21 protein-coding genes are annotated in these 19,901 nt (G+C 41.3%); 7 read left to right on the top strand and 14 right to left on the bottom strand.

The window, feature by feature from the left end; genetic code table 11:
* Positions 1–98: 98 nt before the first annotated feature.
* From NSU05_RS07540 to fadH, 10 genes are all read right to left on the bottom strand, one after another.
* Positions 99–554, bottom strand: a complete 456-nt coding sequence (locus tag NSU05_RS07540; RefSeq protein ID WP_038428898.1) for a flavodoxin — start codon at positions 552–554, stop codon at positions 99–101.
* Between the two features lie 15 nt (positions 555–569).
* Positions 570–1,463 carry a hypothetical protein gene (locus NSU05_RS07535; protein WP_038428897.1) on the bottom strand — a complete coding sequence of 298 codons (894 nt, stop codon included), beginning with the start codon at positions 1,461–1,463 and terminating at the stop codon, positions 570–572.
* Positions 1,453–1,929, bottom strand: a complete 477-nt coding sequence (locus NSU05_RS07530; protein ID WP_038428896.1) for a flavodoxin — start codon at positions 1,927–1,929, stop codon at positions 1,453–1,455. The genes NSU05_RS07535 and NSU05_RS07530 overlap by 11 nt, the downstream gene beginning before the upstream one ends.
* 111 nt (positions 1,930–2,040) lie before the next feature.
* Entirely contained in the window at positions 2,041–2,922 is an 882-nt protein-coding gene (gene ccpC, locus NSU05_RS07525) for a transcriptional regulator CcpC (RefSeq protein WP_003232387.1), read from the bottom strand.
* 147 nt (positions 2,923–3,069) lie between these two features.
* Positions 3,070–3,513 carry a cyclic-di-AMP-binding protein CbpB gene (gene cbpB / locus NSU05_RS07520; RefSeq protein ID WP_003218674.1) on the bottom strand — a complete coding sequence of 148 codons (444 nt, stop codon included), beginning with the start codon at positions 3,511–3,513 and terminating at the stop codon, positions 3,070–3,072.
* Positions 3,514–3,650: 137 nt separating this feature from the next.
* The gene (gene abbA / locus NSU05_RS07515) at positions 3,651–3,848 is read right to left on the bottom strand and encodes an AbrB antirepressor AbbA (RefSeq protein ID WP_010886502.1); all 198 of its coding nucleotides are present in this window, start codon (positions 3,846–3,848) and stop codon (positions 3,651–3,653) included.
* Between the two features lie 133 nt (positions 3,849–3,981).
* On the bottom strand, positions 3,982–4,500 hold the full coding sequence (locus NSU05_RS07510) for a ribonuclease H-like YkuK family protein (protein WP_038428894.1): 519 nt from the start codon (positions 4,498–4,500) through the stop codon (positions 3,982–3,984).
* A gap of 110 nt (positions 4,501–4,610) precedes the next feature.
* Positions 4,611–4,850, bottom strand: coding sequence for a DUF1797 family protein (locus NSU05_RS07505; RefSeq protein WP_003218671.1), 240 nt, complete (start codon positions 4,848–4,850; stop codon positions 4,611–4,613).
* Between the two features lie 646 nt (positions 4,851–5,496).
* Positions 5,497–6,720 (bottom strand): EAL-associated domain-containing protein, encoded by a 1,224-nt coding sequence (locus tag NSU05_RS07500; RefSeq protein WP_003232391.1) that lies wholly within the window; start codon positions 6,718–6,720, stop codon positions 5,497–5,499.
* A 63-nt stretch (positions 6,721–6,783) separates the two neighbouring features.
* Positions 6,784–7,548, bottom strand: a complete 765-nt coding sequence (fadH, locus tag NSU05_RS07495) for a 2,4-dienoyl-CoA reductase (protein ID WP_003232398.1) — start codon at positions 7,546–7,548, stop codon at positions 6,784–6,786.
* Between the two features lie 142 nt (positions 7,549–7,690).
* On the opposite strand from fadH, the gene NSU05_RS07490 reads away from it, so the two are divergent.
* The 4 genes from NSU05_RS07490 to NSU05_RS07475 all read left to right on the top strand — a co-directional run bounded on the left by NSU05_RS07490 (position 7,691) and on the right by NSU05_RS07475 (position 11,060).
* Positions 7,691–8,551, top strand: a complete 861-nt coding sequence (locus NSU05_RS07490) for a metallophosphoesterase (protein WP_003232400.1) — start codon at positions 7,691–7,693, stop codon at positions 8,549–8,551.
* Between the two features lie 56 nt (positions 8,552–8,607).
* Complete coding sequence (locus NSU05_RS07485) at positions 8,608–9,102, top strand: L,D-transpeptidase family protein (RefSeq protein WP_072174092.1); 495 nt, start codon at positions 8,608–8,610, stop codon at positions 9,100–9,102.
* Between the two features lie 75 nt (positions 9,103–9,177).
* Positions 9,178–10,470, top strand: a complete 1,293-nt coding sequence (locus tag NSU05_RS07480) for an MFS transporter (RefSeq protein ID WP_015252195.1) — start codon at positions 9,178–9,180, stop codon at positions 10,468–10,470.
* A 125-nt stretch (positions 10,471–10,595) separates the two neighbouring features.
* Entirely contained in the window at positions 10,596–11,060 is a 465-nt protein-coding gene (locus NSU05_RS07475; RefSeq protein WP_003232406.1) for a YkyB family protein, read from the top strand.
* 43 nt (positions 11,061–11,103) lie between these two features.
* Here the strand turns inward: NSU05_RS07475 and cheV are convergent, their stop codons facing one another.
* Positions 11,104–12,015 carry a chemotaxis protein CheV gene (gene cheV / locus NSU05_RS07470; protein WP_014476655.1) on the bottom strand — a complete coding sequence of 304 codons (912 nt, stop codon included), beginning with the start codon at positions 12,013–12,015 and terminating at the stop codon, positions 11,104–11,106.
* 203 nt (positions 12,016–12,218) lie between these two features.
* On the opposite strand from cheV, the gene NSU05_RS07465 reads away from it, so the two are divergent.
* Complete coding sequence (locus NSU05_RS07465; protein ID WP_003245246.1) at positions 12,219–12,380, top strand: hypothetical protein; 162 nt, start codon at positions 12,219–12,221, stop codon at positions 12,378–12,380.
* A gap of 201 nt (positions 12,381–12,581) precedes the next feature.
* Positions 12,582–13,763 carry an aminotransferase A gene (locus NSU05_RS07460; RefSeq protein ID WP_038428893.1) on the top strand — a complete coding sequence of 394 codons (1,182 nt, stop codon included), beginning with the start codon at positions 12,582–12,584 and terminating at the stop codon, positions 13,761–13,763.
* Between the two features lie 9 nt (positions 13,764–13,772).
* On the opposite strand, the gene kinA is transcribed toward NSU05_RS07460, so the two are convergent.
* A complete protein-coding gene (kinA, locus tag NSU05_RS07455) occupies positions 13,773–15,593 on the bottom strand; it encodes a sporulation histidine kinase KinA (RefSeq protein ID WP_015252197.1) in 1,821 nt (606 codons plus the stop codon).
* A 163-nt stretch (positions 15,594–15,756) separates the two neighbouring features.
* Positions 15,757–17,880, bottom strand: coding sequence for a penicillin-binding protein 2 (locus tag NSU05_RS07450; RefSeq protein ID WP_038428892.1), 2,124 nt, complete (start codon positions 17,878–17,880; stop codon positions 15,757–15,759).
* A gap of 336 nt (positions 17,881–18,216) precedes the next feature.
* Between NSU05_RS07450 and NSU05_RS07445 the strand changes: the two genes are divergently transcribed.
* Positions 18,217–18,990 carry a CAP domain-containing protein gene (locus NSU05_RS07445; protein WP_003244693.1) on the top strand — a complete coding sequence of 258 codons (774 nt, stop codon included), beginning with the start codon at positions 18,217–18,219 and terminating at the stop codon, positions 18,988–18,990.
* Positions 18,991–19,028: 38 nt separating this feature from the next.
* Here the strand turns inward: NSU05_RS07445 and NSU05_RS07440 are convergent, their stop codons facing one another.
* On the bottom strand, positions 19,029–19,895 hold the full coding sequence (locus tag NSU05_RS07440; RefSeq protein ID WP_038428891.1) for an NAD(P)-dependent oxidoreductase: 867 nt from the start codon (positions 19,893–19,895) through the stop codon (positions 19,029–19,031).
* Positions 19,896–19,901 lie beyond the last annotated feature (6 nt).

Raw genomic sequence — 19,901 nt, 5'->3', positions numbered from 1 at the left:
AGTCCTCCTCCTGATTTTCTACCTCATTACTGTATCAAAGGAAAGATACAAAGACAAGAAAAAAAGGAACAGCCGTTTTAGCAGTTCCCAGTGAGTGATCAGACAGCGCACCCGCTTTTCTTTGCGAATTGTCTCCCGAAGTTTATTAATTCTTCCTCTTCTTCACCTTCTGGATTATTTTCGATTTTTACCGAAGGCAGCACAATGTCTCCACCGCGTTCTTTTATTTTTGCCTCTAGCGTATCAACCGCTCCGCAGAAAAATTCATATGCTGTATCACCGGAACCAAATACAGCGCATGTTTTGCCGGAAAAATCAATCTCATCCATGTCTTCAGCCAGATCTAAAAATTCATCAGGCAGATCTCCGTCTCCCCACGTATAGGTTCCCATTATGATATGGTCATAATCGGTAAACAGCTGGGCATCATCAATATCCATTGCTTCGAAACGGTCTACTTCTGCTTCCGCCTCCTGTAGCCCCTTTTCAATCAAATCTGTCATTGCTTCAGTGTTGCCTGACATTGTTGCATAAACGAGCAAAATCTTCGCCAATTCCTTGTTCCTCCTCTAATGAATCATTGCTGAAACTTCGTACGGCTGGACAAATTTACATTCATACAAGCCTGCGCAAAAGAAATTCTCTTTCTGATTGGCCACTCTCCATCCATGCCCCTTAATGGTATCGAACCATTTTAACGATCGGGCTTCGAGATCAACCTGGTAAATTCTCGAAAAACCATTTTCATCTTGTGTTGTAGTGACATATATAATGCCATCATCCTCTGAAAGATCAAGAAATGATTCTTCATTTCTGATCATACTGGATTGTATGGTGAATTCTTCACCATTCAAAAGATTCCGTACAGTGACAGCACCGTGCTTTCCTTTCACAGAACCCATCGCCGCCACCAGCCAATTTTCATTGAACACGAGCATGGATGCCGTCATCCGTTTTTTTTCTTTTTTGACAATTTGGACAGTGTCACGCTTAATGTCGTAAGCCCAAATGCCGCCAAAATATGCGTGTATTTGCGTGCCAATAAAAAGATTGCCCCCGTGAAGGCATAGCGACCGGATAACAGGGGGATTATGAAATTCGGCAAAAGGTTTGGCTACGCGCCATGAGACACCAAAATCATCCGATACATAAATACAATGCTTACCGTGGGCGCAGACAAACCCGTTGTTTCTGCCGGTAATCGCCCACACTGTTGCATTTGTCGGAAAGCTCGACATCGTCCAGGTTTTCCCTTCATCAGCCGAACGAATGACTGTTCCCTTTTCACCAACACCAAATAAGTAAGGCCCTATGTAGCTGATACAGTGTATCTTACTTTTCAAACGAAAAAGCTTTCTCCAGCCCTGCTCCAAAGAATAATGAAAAATGCCTTCTCTTTGTACCGCCACAAAATATCCAGAAAACGCCGATGCCGTAACAGCAGTTGCTCCTTTATGAAACATGGCTTTTTTCCTTGTTCATATAATCTGCCCATGCAAGAAAACCTCTCGCAAACGCTCGGCAGCTTTCCACATCTTCATCCGTTTCAGGCGCTAATTCAATTTTTAGTGTTTCCTGGTAAACAGCAGCTCCCGCCTCTTGCAGCATGGCATTGAACAAATTCACCGCTTCGCAAAACTTTGGATAAGAATAATCGCCAGACCCGAAGCAGGCTGTTTTTAAACCATGAAGCTGAAGCTGTTTGACCTCTTCGAAAAAATCCTCCGCTTCGTAGGGCAAATCGCCGTCCCCCCATGTATAGGTGCCAATCAGTACATAATCATAGGAGGTTAAACAAGACGCATCCGCATCGTCTATCTCGACACAATCGATATCCAACTCATATTCCTGAAGCGTATCTTTTATTATGAAGGCAATGTCTTCTGTATTTCCTGACATGCTGGCATATGTAATCAAGGCTTTAGCCATGTTATCACCCCATTAATTGATAATGATTTTCAATATCATATGTATCACTTTAAATGATAATGATTTTCATTGTCAACAGATGAATAAAAAAAAGACAGCACCTCGCTGTCTTTAAAATGGATTTTCCTGATCCAGCATATCCTTTATCACTTGTACAAAAGCTTGAACTTGTTTCAGTTCAAAGGCAGGCTCATAGCCTAATAACCATGTATCTCGACCGATCGGATGCCCTTTCATGTCTAAAAGAGGCATTTTATTCACTTTATCTTCATTTTGAAGGGTAACAGACGGCAAAATGGCATAACCGATTCCGTGCAGCGCCATCTGTTTGCACGTTTCAATCTGATCAACCAATATCGTCTGTTTCGGCGACGTTTTAAATTTTTGATGCCACCAGTGCTGAATTTCCTGAAAATAAGTGCTATCACTTTTAAACTGGATAAACGGCCGTTCTGTATGGGCAATATCTTCGATGCAGGAAATTTCAGTATCCACTAAATACAGATGATCTGTCATTAAGTAATCTTTGCGCCCCTTCCACTCAGGGTTGCCTCTTATAATGCCGATATGAACCTGATCCTCATACAAGCTTTTCAGCATTTCGCTGCTCCACCCGGTTATGAGCGAGATCTTTGCATTCGGATACTTTTCCACATACGTCTTCAGGACTTTAGGGAGCCAATGCTGACCGATTATGGAGGCGACGGCAAGCTTCAATGTGCCGTGAATTTCACCTTCAAGCTCGTCAATATTTTCTCTTATTCTTTCCTGCTCTAATGTCACATCATTCGCAAACTGAATGATTTTCTCACCGGCGGGCGTTACCGTTAATCCTTTTTGGGATCTTAAAAAGATTTTTGTTCCCCACGCCTTTTCAATGGTTTGTAAGCGCTGAGATAAAGCCGGCTGAGATACAAAAAGCCGTTCTGCCGCCTTTCTCATATTTAATTCCTCAGCTAAAACTACGAGCATATGAAGCTCTTGAAGCTGCATGTCGTCCTCCTTTTTGTTATCAATAAGTTTTTCTTATCTCCCATTCTAATAAAATCTTAGTTTCTTATTCAAGCCCTATTCTCGTTTAAATTATGTATGCGCTTTCTTTTTTCGCTCTGGCTATATAATAAAAATAGGCCGTACAGCCTACTTATTCAACGAGCGTATATGCTTATTCAATTCCTTTAAAACGACTCTTCTCGTAAAAATCCCTTCAAATACCTGCTCGTCATTTTCAACACAGACAAATCCGTTATTAATGACCATACCGAATCCCTTCATAATCGGATCATTGATATGAAGGCGCGGAATGTCGGTCAGCATGACTTCCTCAACAGTGATTTGGTCAAGCTTTTCAAACTCAATTCGCTCAAGTCCAAAAATACTGTTCATGATCATATTTGTCCCGATTAAGCCATGTAAACGGTAGGAAGGATCCAGAACCGGGATGGCTGTGTATCCGGTTTTTGTCAATACTAATAATGCGTGCTCAAGGTTATTTCCGACTTGCACGTGCGCTACTTTGTCCGCCTCAATCATAAATTGTCCGACTGTTGCCTCAAGAAGTTGATCTGATTGTAAGCTTATCATGTTTTCGACCCCTTTTCATTTTCATCATCAATACATTCCCTATATTGCAATAATATAAACTTTATCAGTATTTGTCGAAAAGTTTCCTTTCAATAAAAAAGATACTCTTTGTGGAGTATCAATTATAGGGTGTCCCATTAATTTTCAAATCGAAATCGGTCGTATAGCGTTACAAGTTTTTTGTAGGTGGTTCCGTCAACGTTTTTGGTCCCTGTCTCTATATCGTTGATCTCACTGCTTAATAGCTCGATGGCATACTCATGGTTGATCAGGATATTCAGCAGAAGTTTTTGTTCTTCTTCTGTAAATCGTTCACCGATAAGACTCATTCGCAATCAGGCCCCCTGTTTTATACTGAATACCTCTGAAAGCAAGACAACTTACTTTCAGCTCTACCGCTAGAATAAGTAATCAGATAACAAACGTCAACCGCATAATTCGACATTTACCTTGGCTTTTTCAGCCAAATTATTTTGTGAAACGATTTGCATAGCTGAAGGCAGTGTATGAATCCGGCTTTATTTTGGCCTCAATCCCCATGGAGGTAATACGTCCAGTCATTTCTTGGATCAGTTCTTTTGTAAGCCCTTTTTTCCCAATATCCAAGTGAACTTCAAAGGTAAGATCCGCCCCCTCACCGGTAAAGGGCAGGAGCAGATCGGTAATATCCATTAAGTGTCCATCAAGAATATGAGCGGCCGTTTCTTGGCTGTACGCCGTTTCTAACGAAATCTTCTCCCGAAGGCTATGTATGGGTCTGTCGACTGTATGATTTTTCAAGCAGCCCCAAGCTCCCTTGCCTGTACGATGCAAATGCAATGCGGTAATAAACTTTGTGTAGTCGCGGTAAACCTGTGAATCGGTTCCGATCGATAACACATAAGAAGAACGGGGGTCCTTTTGAACAAAGGCTTTAAGCCGTTCCATCACATCTTGAAAGGTCATCTGTGCTTCTGAAAGATTATAAAACAGAAAAGAATCAGCCATCACGACACTCCTTTTCAAGGATTTACAACCATGAAACAAGTATGTTCCTTACCGTTTATTTCGATTACTTTTGCAAAGGCGGAAGCTTGTTCCCCCCTATTTCAGGAATCTTACTGAAGAAGTTCAAAGATTTCGATGGAAACCATGTCGATATTATCAAACGGATATGTGTTAGGTTTTTCACCTTTTTGGAAAACCGTCAGTTCAAACGTTTGATTTTTTTCGAAATATTTAACACTGCATATTTTCTCACCATTCACTTCGAAATAGCGCTGCATTGGCTCGTTAGCCGCTTCCGCTGTTTCTTGCAGACTTTGCAGCCGTGTGATGATACCCATTAATTGTGACATTCTAAAAAAAGACTCCTTTCAAAAAGCAACTTCAAATCAACAAGTATTTATTATAATACAAGTTCTATTGAGCATCATACCATAAAGTCGGACAGGATGGCATTTTCACTGCTGAATTTAAGTAAAGAAAAAAAGTGAAAAAAACTATTTTTCTTTAGTTTGAGGCTTTTTTTGAATGTCATGCACACAATTATAATTTTTTTCGAATCTTTGGCAACATTAAGAATGCCTTTTTGCAACGTTGTCAAAACCTTCTTTTGAATTTTCTGGTGAAGTCCCGCGTGGCCATAATCAATGGGAGTCATGCTGGATAGAGGTAAACAACAGAACTGAAATAAACATTTCAGAACGAATTTTCCTCCTCACCCGTGCAGCAGTGTCAGGGGTGTTCGGCACTGAATGTTTCTCCCCGTGTTAAACGTTTACCACTAGTTAGGTTTATTGTTTCATTGGATTGTCCTATGCTTTGACAAATAAAAAACTTGGCGGGGGTAGCGCCAAGTTTTTTCGGATCTTGATCTGATAGAGGGGTTGGGGAACAGAGAGTAGCTTCTCTCTATAATTAAATGATAATGATTCTCAGTATCAATGTCAATCGTTTTTTGATATTTTTTTCAATTCATAAAAAAAAACGGCCTTTCAGCCGTTAAATCAGTCCGTCCTGCTCATATAAATAAGAATAAGGCAAGTCTATAAATAAATACATCTGATCATCCATCGGATATGAAAACGTTCTGATCATTTCACCTGTTTCCAAATCACTGTACAGATCACTGAAAAAACCTTTTCTGAGATTTCTCATTCTCATAATGTTCTCCAGAAAATAAGGGCGCCAGCTCCAGTTCTTTTCCGCATATTCCGGCTGATAAATCCATTCTCCATCTTGCTTAAACACATTTCCCGTCAGCTGATCGCCTTCTTCATCACACATGTAAATCCTGAAGCTGCAATCTGTCAGCTCTTCCGCCAGCTTTTTAATAAAGTCATCATCAGAAGACAGATTGTTTTTTCTCAAAGAGGTCACAGCCTGATGCACTCGTTTGTAAAACTGTTCAGAGTGCTCATAGACGGTCTCCAGTTTCTTTTTCTCATGTGTGATAAATTGGTGAAATTCAGTTTTAAGTCTTTGTTTCAATACATCTCTCTCTAGAAACGTTTCAGATGGAGACACTAAGTAATAGCCCTGAAAATAGCGGCCTCCGTTTCTCCAGGCGTACTGTAGCTGGAAGTTCGCCTCAATGTCTTCATACAATAGCGCCGCACCGATTTTTCTTGCTAATAAAGATATGCTGTACAGCACATGCTCATATGACGGTGACGGCTGTGACACTTTCAGCGCCTGCAAATCGATTTTTAACAGATCTGGTGAGAGCAGCGCGATTCTGTCCAAGTTGCTGCTTTCTTTTCCGATGTTGTCAACTGCGATTTTAATTCCGTATGTACGATAGTATGCAAGCATATGGTAGAGCTGCTCAATATCCCCTTCAAAATTGTGCTCTGTAATTTCAAGAACAAAACGGTGGAGTTCGATTCCCTTCGCTTCATATTCTTTCAGAAGCTCCAGAAAGCTTTCACCATGATCCAGCATCAGCAGATTGGCATCCTGATTCATAAAAATCAGCAGATCAGAATCCGCCTCTAAAAAGCGGTCAAGAGCCTGGCGGATAATTCTGTTATCAACCTCTAGTTTATATTCTTCGGGTATCCCCGCATCTAAAAAGAAGGGCCCGAGACTTTGGATTTCTGAATCTGCCAAAATTCGTCCAAGCACCTCATATCCGACAACCTTCTGCTCCTCGGCACTAAAAATCGCCTGGTAATATGGAAGGACATCATCAATGTTCGTTAAAATATCAAGTGGATCCAACATGTTATCACCTGCTTCTCTATCTTTGTCTGATTATACCACATTGAATCCAAAGATTAATATTCTTTAAAACGGATAAGGATTCAGCCATTGCCCCCCGTCCATTGTGATACAATCCCCGTTTATATAGGATGCTTCATCAGAAAGCAAAAACGCTGCCAAAGCGGCGATTTCCTCCGGAGTGCCCAATCGGCCGAGCGGCACACTGTTCATCGTGCGGGCCATCGCTTTTTCCGATTCAAATAGCTTCTCCGCACCGCCTGTTCGTTCAATCGGTCCGGGGGCTATCGCGTTTGTACGAATGCCGTATTTGCTCCCCCATTCAACGGCCAGCGTTCTTGTCAATGACAATACCCCCGCTTTGGCTGCAGCGGAATGAACGACCCCCGCTCCCGCTCCCCAAGCGTACGTGGCTGCCATATTTAAAATGACACCCTGCTGCTTCTGGTCAATCCAATGCCTTGCCGCTGCTTGGCTGCAAAAAAATGTGCCGTTTAAAACAATCTCAATAACGGCTTTCCATCCATTGGGCGTCAGCTTTTCTGCCGGACAAATAAAGTTTCCGGCCGCGTTGTTAATCAGCGCGTCAAGCCGGCCAAAGGCTTTTACCGCTTCTTTAATCATGTCTGAAGCGGCGGAATCGGAACGGACATCCATTTGAAAACAAGCGACCTGTCCCTCAAAGGTCTGAATTTCTTTTTTTGTTTCCTCAAGTGCCTCATGGTTCCTCCCTGTCACCATAACGTGCCACCCTAATTCAGCCTGTTTTTTTGCCATCGCTTTTCCCATGCCGCTTGACCCGCCGGTAATAATTACCGCCTTTTTTTCCATGTTTATCCCTCCTATTATGAATGAGTATTCATTCAATAATATTCTATCATTATATCCCTGCCTCTGTCAGCACATGCTCATATGAGATTTTTATCAGATACAGATGATATAATAGAAAAACTCTATTAAAGGTTGGTTTGAAATGAAAAAGATGTCCAGAAGACAATTTCTAAAAGGAATGTTCGGCGCTCTTGCTGCCGGGGCTTTAACGGCCGGCGGGGGATATGGCTATGCCAGGTATCTCGAGCCGCATATGATCGAGACAACCGAACACACAATAAAAAGCTCTCTCATCCCGCACGGATTTGACGGTTTTAAAATCGTGCAGTTCAGCGATGCACACTTGAGTGATTACTTTACTCTCGAAGATTTAAAAACTGTCATTCTTACAATTAATGAATCTAAACCTGATCTCATTGTTTTTACAGGTGATATTATCGATAATCCTGATACGTACCAGCACCACCAGGCAGTCATTCCATTATTGAGAAAGCTTAATGCTCCCTTCGGCAAGCTTTGTATTTACGGCAATCATGATCACGGAGGCTATGGAACTGCCGTTTACAAAAGCCTGATGACGGCCGGAGGTTTCACGGTATATCGCAATGGCTATCAAACATTGTCACTCGCAGATGGCAGCAAAATCGAGATTGCTTCGCTTGATGACTTAATGCTGGGAAACCCAGATTATGAAGGCACCCTTTCAAGGCTGAGCGACAGACTTTTTTCCATTCTTCTCGTCCATGAACCTGATGCGGCCTTGAAAACAACAGATTATCCCGTGAACCTTCAGCTTTCCGGCCATACACACGGCGGCCAGATTCAGCTGCCTTTTTACGGACCGATTATTACGCCTCCATATGGAAAAGTCTACACAGAGGGAATGTATCAAACGGGCAGCACTCATATTTACGTAAACCGAGGCCTCGGGATGACCAGGCTGCCTTTGCGGTTTCTGGCCAAGCCTGAAATCACTGTCTTCACCTTAAAAAGCACAAATTAATGTAGCAGGATGGGCTCCTCATCAATACTTATAAGTAAAAAAGGAGGATGAGGAAACTGCTTACGTACCAGGTGAAGCAAGGTGATACACTGAACAGCATCGCGGCTGATTTCAGAATCAGCACGGCTGCATTACTCCAGGCTAATCCGTCACTGCAGGCAGGGCTCACCGCAGGACAGTCCATAGTCATCCCCGGACTGCCGGACCCTTATACAATTCCGTATCATATCGCAGTCTCAATCGGAGCGAAGACCCTTACGCTGTTCCTAAATAATCGGGTAATGAAAACCTATCCCATCGCCGTTGGTAAAATACTAACGCAAACGCCTACTGGCGAGTTTTACATTATTAACCGCCAGCGCAATCCCGGCGGCCCATTTGGCGCTTATTGGCTGAGCCTTTCAAAGCAGCACTACGGAATACATGGGACGAATAATCCCGCTTCGATTGGTAAGGCTGTTTCTAAAGGCTGCATTCGCATGCATAACAAAGACGTGATCGAACTTGCTTCAATTGTGCCAAACGGAACGAGAGTCACGATTAACCGGTAATGTTTTCTTATTTGTTTCAAAAACAGGCGGTTTATAATATGATAAAGTGGGACCTTTAGGGTAAGGAGCGTTTTTATGGATATATTTAAAAATCGTAATTTTGTTCGTCTATTTTTCGCAGCACTCGCTTCTCAAATGGGCACGACAGTAGGCAACATGGCCTTTGCTTTTTTTTTGCTGGACCGATTCAGTAGCCAGCCTTCATATACGACCTTGGCGGAGCTGATGTATTCTCTTCCGACCATATTTGTATTTCTGATCGTGGGAGTCGTCGCGGACCGGTTTGACAGAAAAAAGGTGGCAGAAAATTGTGATTGGATCAGAGCAGGCCTGACTGTCGTGCTTTTTTTCACTTTATTTACCGGCAATATTCCTCTTGTTTTTTGTATCTTATTTATCAGAAGCGCTGTAACAAAGTTTTTCTTTCCGGCAGAAAACAGTTTGGTACAAGCCATTCTGCCGAAGGAGCATTATGCGAAAGCGGCAGGGCTTAATCAGATGCTTTTTAGCATTTTTATGGTGTTTGGAGTCGGTATAGGCGCATTTATGTACAACACCATCGGTATTGAAGGCGCCATTATTCTTGATTTTGTCAGCTTTATCATTTCCGGGCTGCTCATCCGCAGCTGCCGGATTCCAAAAGAAGCCCGACAGCCAAACGGTGCATTCAGCTGGAGAAAGACTTCTGTTAAGGATTCAATAAATGACTTTAGAGAAGGCATCCTCTATATTTTAAAAAACAAATTGCTGGCATCTCTTATTTTTGGCTTCTTTATTTTTGGATTTGTCAATGGAGGATTCGCCGTATTGCCGATGTTTACAATGAAATATGGATTGGCGCCTGACCGTTATGAGTGGCATACGTCTGTATTTACGATCGCACTCGGGTTTGGGCTGCTGGCAGGCAGCGTAATCGGCACGATCATCTCTAAAAAAGTGAAGCCGCACTTTTTAATGTCGATACCGATTTTCATTGCAGGTTTGCTGATCTTCGTCCTCGGCTACACCAATATTTTATGGGTGTATTACGCGGCAGCTTTTGCACTGGGAATGTGCATCGGACCGATCAACATTGCAATCGGAGGCTGGATGCCCAAAATTGTTCATCCAAAACTGATGGGACGTGTAAGCGGCATGCAGGACCCTTTTATGATGTTTGCACAGTCTTTGACACTCGGCTTAGTTGCGCTGTTATTCCCTAAGTTCGTTTCAAACATTGATTATCTTTATTACGGCATGGGTGTTATCATCCTGATCGTTTTTATTTTTTATTTTATTGCACTGCCAAAATACAGTGCCCAGGCTGTGGAAGTGAATGTTCAGGAAGCATTTCAAGAACAGCCGAAAAAGAAGGCAAGATCTGTATAATGCAGGTTAAAAATGCGCTTTTTTTCTTAGAAAAAAGCGCATTTTTACATTCAATATTTGCATTTCAACTTTAAAAAAGTATAATCTAAACATATAGAAATTGATAAGAGCAAAGGAGAGAAATAATGGACGACCATGCATATACGAAAGATCTGCAGCCAACCGTAGAAAATCTTTCAAAAGCAGTTTACACTGTGAACCGCCATGCAAAAACCGCCCCCAACCCTAAATACCTATATCTGCTGAAAAAACGGGCTTTGCAAAAGCTTGTCAAAGAAGGTAAAGGAAAGAAAATAGGGCTTCATTTTTCAAAAAATCCAAGGTTCAGCCAACAGCAATCGGACGTGCTTATCTCAATCGGAGACTACTATTTTCACATGCCTCCAACTAAAGAAGACTTCGAACATCTTCCGCATTTAGGTACACTTAATCAATCGTACCGAAATCCTAAAGCTCAAATGTCTTTAACAAAAGCGAAACACCTATTGCAAGAATATGTCGGCATGAAAGAAAAGCCGCTAGTGCCAAATCGCCAGCAGCCAGCTTACCATAAACCGGTCTTTAAAAAACTTGGCGAGAGTTACTTTTAAAATAAAAACAGCCGTGCCTCTTTCTGGCAACGGCTGTTTTTATTTATTCAATAACATACGTATCCACTTTTTTAATCAAATCACTGATCTCAGGCTTGCTGATTTGCTCATCTGCGCCTACAACTTCGCCGCGGTGACGCAGATCATCCGTAATTAACGATGAGAAAATCATAACCGGCACATCTGAGCTTTTCGGATTTTCCTTCAGCAGCTTTGTGAGCCTGTGTCCGTCCATTTTTGGCATTTCAATATCAGTGATGATCATATCAATCTGTTCTGATAAATCAGTTTCGTTTTCAGCAAGGTTCATAATGTATTCATATGCCTCTTTTCCATTTTCAAACGAAGCGATATTATTGTACCCTGCTTCTTTTAGTTCATCCTGCAAGAGGCGCATCAAAAGCGGTGAGTCCTCTACAATGATTAGCTTTTTATCAGTTCTTCTTTCATCGAAGCCCTCGGTATGCATATTATACGTGTCAACACCTGAATCTGATTCAATGTCATAAATAATTTTTTCATAGTCAGGCAAAAAGATCATCAGGTCTTCGAGCTTAATAATCCCGGTAAGGTGCCGCTCCATTCCTTGATTTAACGATGTCGGCTTTTCAATCGCTTCCCAGGATACTCTGTGAATTTGAGAAACAGAGCCGACATGAAAAACAATTTTCCGTTTATTAAATTCAGTCACGATATATTTCTCATCTTTTGATCCTTCAGGCTCTACTCCAAAAAATGAGAAGAGACTGATCACAGGGAGGATTTCTCCTCTGAGTTTAATCATTCCTTCTACATGCTGATGGGAGTGAGGCACTGATGTCACCTCGACAGGCTGAATAATTTCTCTTACCTTCATGACGTTAATTCCGAAAGCATTTTCACCCACGCCAAACTTCACAATTTCTAATTCATTTGTACCAGAATCCAATAAAATTTCGTATTGTTGTAACGACAATTCAATCCCTCGCTATTCGCATTCAGTATTGTACTGTATATATCGGCGTAATTTGTAAAAAGTGAATGGCAGCTCTTCAAAATCGAATTCCGAAGGCAACAAGCCGCGTTCCTCAAAAAAGAAACTTTTTTCCTAATAACCATTGACTTTCCAACTAACAGTGATAAAATAGTCAAGGATTTTTCCAAAGAAGGGTGTAAATAATGGGTACCTTAGTAATATTTAAAGAAAACGAAATGACTGTTTTAGAGGATATCAGTGAAGAAACTTACCTGAATATGAAGAAAGAATCAGCTGACCTTCAAGAAGAGCATCCTCCGTATCTGATTTGGCACGAAGACCTTCATTTTGATTATGGCTATTAATGAAATTGGCACATATAAACAATAATAGAACATGATACAATAAAGACAATCAAATCGCTGGTTGTCTTCTTTTTTTCTGAAAAGAAAGGTATGTTTAGAAAAAAGGCGCATACAATCGAAATATATCAGTTAAAAAGGTGACAAATGATCAGCTAGTGGTAAAATAGGATAAACTCATTATATTTGTTAAGGTGATGAATTATGGAACATTTGCTGAATCCGAAAGCAAGAGAGATCGAAATTTCAGGAATACGCAAATTCTCGAATCTTGTAGCCCAACACGAAGACGTCATTTCACTTACAATCGGCCAGCCTGATTTTTTCACACCGCATCATGTGAAAGCTGCCGCAAAAAAAGCCATTGATGAAAACGTGACGTCATATACTCCGAATGCCGGCTACCTGGAGCTGAGACAAGCTGTGCAGCTTTATATGAAGAAAAAAGCGGATTTCAACTATGATGCTGAATCAGAAATTATCATCACAACAGGCGCAAGCCAAGCCCTTGATGCTGCATTCCGGACGATTTTATCTCCCGGTGATGAAGTCATTATGCCAGGGCCTATTTATCCGGGCTATGAACCTATTATCAATTTGTGCGGGGCCAAGCCTGTCATTGTTGATACTACGTCACACGGCTTTAAGCTTACCGCCCGGCTGATTGAAGATGCTCTGACACCCAACACCAAGTGTGTCGTGCTTCCTTATCCGTCAAACCCTACCGGCGTGACTTTATCTGAAGAAGAACTGAAAAGCATCGCAGCCCTTTTAAAAGGCAGAAATGTCTTCGTATTGTCCGATGAAATATACAGTGAATTAACATATGACAGACCGCATTACTCCATCGCAAACCATTTGCGGGATCAAACAATTGTCATTAACGGCTTGTCAAAGTCACACAGCATGACCGGTTGGAGAATTGGATTTTTATTTGCACCGAAAGACATTGCAAAGCACATTTTAAAGGTTCATCAATACAATGTGTCGTGCGCCTCATCCATTTCTCAAAAAGCCGCGCTTGAAGCTGTCACAAACGGCTTTGACGATGCATTGATTATGAGAGAACAATACAAAAAACGTCTGGACTATGTTTATGACCGTCTTGTTTCCATGGGACTTGACGTAGTTAAACCGTCCGGTGCGTTTTATATCTTCCCTTCTATTAAATCATTTGGAATGACTTCATTTGATTTTAGTATGGCTCTTTTGGAAGACGCTGGTGTGGCACTCGTGCCGGGCAGCTCGTTCTCAACATATGGTGAAGGATATGTAAGATTGTCTTTTGCGTACTCGCTGGACACGCTGAGAGAAGGCCTGGACCGTTTAGAATTATTTGTATTAAAAAAACGTGAAGCCATGCAGACGATAAACAACGGCGTTTAAGCCGTTGTTTTATTTTTTTGGAAATGAAATTTTAAACGCTGTGCCTTTTTCAGGATGGCTGTCCACATGTATAACTCCCTGATGGTTTTCAATGATATTAAATGTCACCATTAATCCAAGCCCCGTACCTTTTTCTTTTGTTGTTAAAAATGGTTCTCCAATCCGGTTTAGTACCTTTTCAGGTATACCTTCCCCTTCGTCTTTGACAGTAACATGAACAGAATGCTCATCTTCGGTTATGATAATGTCTACTGTTCCCCCATCAGGCATTGATTCAACTGCATTTTTGATTAAATTAATGAATACCTGCTTTAATTGGTTTTGATCCCCGTTTATATAAATGCTGTCTTTTTCATAACTTGTTCTGATAAAAATGCCATTTAAATTCGCCTGCGTTTCTAACAGGGCTGAAACCTCACCAATTAATTTTTTCAAGTTCAAATATTCTTTGACAGCATTTTGCTGAGGTTTCGCCAGCATGAGCAGTTCACTGAGTATTAATTCGATACGGCTGAGTTCAGAAAACACAATATCAAAGTAATGTTCGTTGCCTTCCATTGTCGGTTTCATCAGCTGTAAAAATCCTTTGATCGCTGTAAGAGGGTTGCGGATCTCATGGGCGATTCCCGCCGCGAGCTGCCCTGCGATTGATAATTTTTCCGATTTCAGCATCAATTCTTCTGTTTGTTTTCTCTCTGAGATGTCCCGAAGAATGACCTGGACGGCCGCTTCACCAAAAAAGGTCGTTGGAATGCAGACCATCTCCGTATAGATGACCCTGTTCTGAAAGGTGAACCAGGATTGCTTGACAATTTCAGATTCTGTTTTTTGCTCGGCAATGTTTTGGATTCTCTCTTTTACATCCTCGTGATCGCAAGGATGCAGCTGATCGTATATGTTTTTGCCAATTAAATCCTCATATGTAGCCGCTTCAAACAGGGAAATTCCAGACTCATTCATAAATACCCATTTTCCATTGTGAATCACCGCAATGGTATCAATGGAATTTTGAATCAGCAGCTGATATCGTTCACGGCTTTTTTGCAGGATGGTTTGGAATTTTTTCCTTGAAGAGATATCGATCAGCAGCAGCAGCTCAGCTTGCTGGTTTTTGTAGACGGTCGGGGATGCTTTCACTTCTAAATGAACAGGTGTGCCATCAAGCCTTTTCCACGTCTGTTCAATCATTCCGACTTCCATTCCTTTTTGCATTCGTATAATCCTGTTTTTCACGATATCATGATATTCTTCTTCAATAAATTCATAGGACCATTTACCAATAATAGCATCCTTGCTTTTGGCTCCCAGCATTGAGAGCATCGCGCTGTTTACATAGACGATCTTGCCTTTGACACTGATGCATAGCGGACTCGGGAGATTTTCAACCAACCGTTCATAATCATCCGTTATATATGTAGTCGATTCCGGGCTTGCAGGTTCGATTTCATGTTTTTCGCAGTTTAGGGATTGATGGCCTGTTTCTTCTTCAAGAACCTTCATTTTCAAAATGATTTCCCGTTCTGTCCGCTCAGCTCTTGTCGTAACAATTTCTACCGCAGCCTCCACCCACACAATCGTATGATCTTTTTTAATAAAACGAAAGGTGCACGGCATCAGATGATGTTCATTATAAAAATAGCTTTCAACCAAAAATTGGTCTTCCTCATGCAGAAACGTTTTGAGGAATGATCCGATCATCTCTCCTTGGAGATAGCCCAAATGCAGTTTGGAGTTGGCAGATATATAAATGATGCGTCCATTAGAGGCCAAGACTGCATGAATATCGGTTTTTGTTTGAAGTGGTTTAACATGCTGCGTATCCTGTTCCACAGAATCCCTCCTTTGCATGATCATCGTGTTTCGACATATACAGATTGACTTTTACCTAGTATGATTCGCTAGAAAATGAGTATTCTCCTTCTATTCTTATGGTGAACGTCAATTTTTGAATAAAAGAAAGGGCACACAATCTTTTAGTTGTGCACCCTGTTTTTTATTTTTTACTGTGTTTTTTTTCGAGCTCTGCGTAGGCGTGGATAGCTCTTTTGGCAATGAGTTTGTTGATCGGGTCGTGGTCGTTCGCTACAGAAGGAACAACAACACTGAAAGCCACTTTTGGATTTTTTGACGGATAATAGCCGACAAATGTTAGATTGTACGTGCTTTTTCCCCACCAATTACGATTTGTTCCGTAATAAAATGTTTGAGCAGTTCCTGTTTTTCCGGAAACATCCTCTGCAAATGTATTTCTAGCTGTTCCCGAAGTGGTAACTAGCTTCATTCCAGTCTTCACCTGCTGAATGTCACTTTCTGAGTTGTTAATTTTGTTGAGAATGTTTGGCTTTCTTTGTTCAATGGTCTTCCCAAGGCCTTCTTTTTTGCTGGGCTCATGAACACTTGTAACAATTCTTGGCTGAATGCGGTACCCCCCATTGGCAATTGATGAGATGTACTGAGCCATTTGAAGCGGTGTATATGTATCGTATTGTCCAATGGCCAAGTCTAAAATTAACCCTCCTACCGCATCAGGTGTAGTTTGCATACCGGCTGATTCCTGCGGCAGATCGATACCTGTCTTTACTCCCAGGCCAAATTGGCTGTAGTAATTTCTCATTTTGTTTAAATCCTTCTGGTCAGCAGGAAGAGGTCCATGCGGCTTGTATGTGACACCGGCAATGTGCATGGCGACATTAAACATGTATACGTTTGAGCTTTTTTGCAATGCCGTTAATTCATTAATAGTTCCCATATTCATATAGGACTTCTTAGGCTTATTACCGTTTCCTGCAAAATACAGTGGCATGTCAACAAAATATTTATAATGCGGGATCCCGTCCTGATAGCCGGCTAGCACGGTGGCCCCCTTTACTGCTGATCCCATTTCATATTGGGTGGTAAATGCCCCTATCGCATAATCTTCAATTTTGTTGGTTTTTAAATCTATCTTTTTCCCTGCCATTGATAAAATATCGCCGTTATTCGGGTCCATCATTACGGTAAAGGCTCTGTCAAGCATGTAATTTCCGCGTGCACGGCTGTTTCTTACTTCTTCTTCAATGATCTTTTCTACCTTTGCCTGAAGCTCCATGTCAAAAGAAAGCTGAAGATCGTATCCCCTGCTGCCCTTATCAATGGTTTTTTGGCTGACGACATTTCCTTTATTATCTTCTACGTATTCCACTTTTTCTTTATGCGAATTTAAATATTCTTCATATTGATACTCTAAATAACTTTTTCCCACCCTGTCATTATTCGCATAGCCTCTTGTTAAGTAGAAATCTTTCCGGTCGCTCAGCAGGCCCTGATCAGGTGTCGTGACGCCCCCGAAAACAGAATAAAGGGTTTTGTCATAAGGATATTTTCGTGTCCAATCGTTTACGATATCGATTCCCGGAAGTTCTTCTAAATGCTCAGAAACAATGGAAATTTCATCATATGTTAAGTCATTTTTTGGTCTTTGCGAGGAGTTTTTCTTCTCATCAAGCAGCGCTCCGTTTTTTCCATTGCTATTGCTCTTATTTGGATTCATTGCCTTTACGATTTGAGGTTCGTAAGCATTTCCGCTTGAAAACCTTGTATATATCGCAGCAGTTTCCATTTCTTCGTCATCTTGCTGAATAGCCTTTAATTCTTGATCCGGAACACGCTCTATTTGAAGCTTGTAAGCTTGGTCTCCTTTCAGATTGCTTTCTGATTCCTTAAGCAGAGCGGCGGCTTTTTTCGGATGAGCTGCGATCCAGTAATCACGAAGATCCCTTTCCTTCAAAAATTCGGTATCAATATGAATGAAAGAAGCAAGCCGCTTCGCTGTTTTGATTTTATCTTCTGTTTTTGTGCTAGATGTTGATACATACACAATTTCTGGAACGCTCTGGTTGTCGACAGCAACTTTCTGGTTTCTGTCGTACATCTTCCCGCGAGGCGCAGGATAGTAAGCTGTTTTTGCATTTGATTTCTCAGCGTCTTCTTCATGCTGTTCGCCTTCAACAATTTGAACAACCCCGAGCTTAAAAATTAATGCAGTGAATAGAACAAAGACAGCTAGGAAAAAAAGGTTCATTCTGATTGCTCTGTTTCCTTTGCTCTTTTTCTTTGGTTCACGTCCTATTTCAGTCACTTCTGGTTACCCCTCTCAAATCATTCAATATATTTACATATACTGAGATTAATTGTAACACCTTTGTAATAGTTGTTACAGCGAAAAGGAGTAAAAAAAGCTGTCAATATAAAAACACATTAAAATATAACTAATAGTTCAAAAAAAAGGAAGATATGTAACGGTACGATAAAATCATATATACCGCTGATTCCCTTATTCTTAGTGATTCAACGGATTTACTTTACGAAAATGACAATCTCTATTTGTCAAAGGAAAGCGCTGGAACCTTTATGACAAAAAAGCTATGTTATGATTTTTCTGTAGAAACAAACAACTCTAGGAGGTTACGAACTAATGAAGAAAGCATTTATTTTATCTGCTGCCGCTGCGGTTGGATTATTCACATTCGGGGGCGTACAGCAAGCATCAGCGAAAGAACTCTCCTGCCAGCCTGTGGTTACAGTAAAAACGGGGAACACAGTACAAAACATGTCACTTAACGATGCAGTGAAAAAACTGCATATTAACACAAATATCAAAACGTTAAACGCTGCAAACGAAAAAGAGATGAAGCAGCTTCTTCAAAAACATGCGAAGCAATCTAACGTGAAAGTTCAGGATGTTCAAAAGACAGAAACGGCAAAACCTGCACAAAAGACTACTGAAAAAGCAGCTGCTGATCAAAACACTGCTTCTAAAGCACCCGCAACTGCTGAAAAAACAAATACAACAACGTCTGCACCTTCATCTGTAAGTGCATATGAGAAAAAAGTTGTTGAACTTACAAATGCAGAAAGACAAAAACAAGGCTTAAAACCGCTTCAAATTGATGAAACGTTAAGCAAATCTGCACGCGCAAAATCTCAGGATATGAAAGACAAAAACTACTTTGATCACCAAAGCCCAACATACGGCTCACCGTTTGATATGATGAAATCTTTCGGAATCAGCTACAAAACAGCAGGTGAAAACATTGCGAAGGGCCAAAAGACACCAGAAGAAGTAGTAAAAGCTTGGATGAACAGTGAAGGACACAGAAAAAACATTCTAAACCCTAACTTTACTCACATCGGTGTTGGTTACGTTGAGTCTGGAAGCATCTGGACACAACAATTCATCGGAAAATAATAAAAAAAGATTGCCTGTTTCGTACAGGCAATCTTTTTTTATTTCACCCAAAGCTTATAGATACTCTGTGTTCCGCTGTTTTCTTCACCTTGAGCAGCTAGCTTGTCATATAAAGATTTTGCGAGCGACAAGCCTGGCATTTCTTCCCCCATTAATCCTGCTTCCTCTAGTGCAATTCCCATATCCTTAATAAAATGCTTCACATAAAATCCCGGTTCAAAGTTGCCTTGCAGCATACGGGGAGCAAGATTTGACAATGACCAGCTTCCGGCTGCGCCCGTTGTGATGCTTTTTAGAACATTTTCTGGCTCTAGGCCTGATTTTTGGGCATAAGCCATCGCTTCAGCAACACCGATCATACCGGCTGCAATTGCAATCTGATTGCACATCTTGGTATGCTGTCCGCTTCCAGCCGGTCCTTGATACTGAATATTCTCTCCCATTAAAGAGAAAATCGGCATGCAGGCTTCAAAAGCTTCTTTTTCTCCACCGACCATAATCGCGAGTGTTCCGTTTTGTGCACCGATGTCTCCACCGGAAACAGGAGCGTCTAAAGCGAACAATGCTTTTTCTTTGGCCGCTTCAGCAATCTTCTTCGCAAGCGAAGGCTTAGATGTCGTCATATCAATAAGATATGCGCCTTCTTTTGCGTTTTCAATAATTCCATTGCTTCCGAAATACACTTCTTCAACATCACTGGGATAGCCGACCATTGTGATGATAACATCCGCTTCTTTCGAAAGATCTTTGACCGTATCTTTCCAGATCGCGCCTTTTTGAAGTATGCTTTCTGCTTTTTCTTTTGTCCGGGTGTACACCAAAACAGGGTGGCCGTCATTCAGAATATGTGATGCCATGCTCTTTCCCATTACTCCAAGACCGATAAAACCAATTGTTTTTTTCAAGGTCAT

The sequence above is a fragment of the Bacillus sp. EU52 genome (genome assembly GCF_037964975.1).
Classification (GTDB): domain Bacteria; phylum Bacillota; class Bacilli; order Bacillales; family Bacillaceae; genus Bacillus; species Bacillus subtilis.
Note: the sequence above shows the minus strand (reverse complement) of the source record. Positions and strands in the feature narration are given on the sequence as shown.

Excerpts from the sequence above, each read along its gene's own strand:
- ccpC (WP_003232387.1), bottom strand. The coding sequence starts at position 2,922 with ATGCAGCTTCAAGAGCTTCATATGCTCGTAGTTTTAGCTGAGGAATTA.
- cbpB (WP_003218674.1), bottom strand. The coding sequence starts at position 3,513 with ATGATAAGCTTACAATCAGATCAACTTCTTGAGGCAACAGTCGGACAA.
- NSU05_RS07480 (WP_015252195.1), top strand. The coding sequence starts at position 9,178 with ATGGATATATTTAAAAATCGTAATTTTGTTCGTCTATTTTTCGCAGCA.
- NSU05_RS07445 (WP_003244693.1), top strand. The coding sequence starts at position 18,217 with ATGAAGAAAGCATTTATTTTATCTGCTGCCGCTGCGGTTGGATTATTC.
- NSU05_RS07475 (WP_003232406.1), top strand. The coding sequence starts at position 10,596 with ATGGACGACCATGCATATACGAAAGATCTGCAGCCAACCGTAGAAAAT.
- NSU05_RS07465 (WP_003245246.1), top strand. The coding sequence starts at position 12,219 with ATGGGTACCTTAGTAATATTTAAAGAAAACGAAATGACTGTTTTAGAG.
- NSU05_RS07460 (WP_038428893.1), top strand. The coding sequence starts at position 12,582 with ATGGAACATTTGCTGAATCCGAAAGCAAGAGAGATCGAAATTTCAGGA.
- NSU05_RS07530 (WP_038428896.1), bottom strand. The coding sequence starts at position 1,929 with ATGGCTAAAGCCTTGATTACATATGCCAGCATGTCAGGAAATACAGAA.
- NSU05_RS07505 (WP_003218671.1), bottom strand. The coding sequence starts at position 4,850 with ATGTCACAATTAATGGGTATCATCACACGGCTGCAAAGTCTGCAAGAA.
- NSU05_RS07535 (WP_038428897.1), bottom strand. The coding sequence starts at position 1,463 with ATGTTTCATAAAGGAGCAACTGCTGTTACGGCATCGGCGTTTTCTGGA.
- fadH (WP_003232398.1), bottom strand. The coding sequence starts at position 7,548 with ATGGAAAAAAAGGCGGTAATTATTACCGGCGGGTCAAGCGGCATGGGA.
- NSU05_RS07490 (WP_003232400.1), top strand. The coding sequence starts at position 7,691 with ATGAAAAAGATGTCCAGAAGACAATTTCTAAAAGGAATGTTCGGCGCT.
- NSU05_RS07500 (WP_003232391.1), bottom strand. The coding sequence starts at position 6,720 with ATGTTGGATCCACTTGATATTTTAACGAACATTGATGATGTCCTTCCA.
- NSU05_RS07510 (WP_038428894.1), bottom strand. The coding sequence starts at position 4,500 with ATGGCTGATTCTTTTCTGTTTTATAATCTTTCAGAAGCACAGATGACC.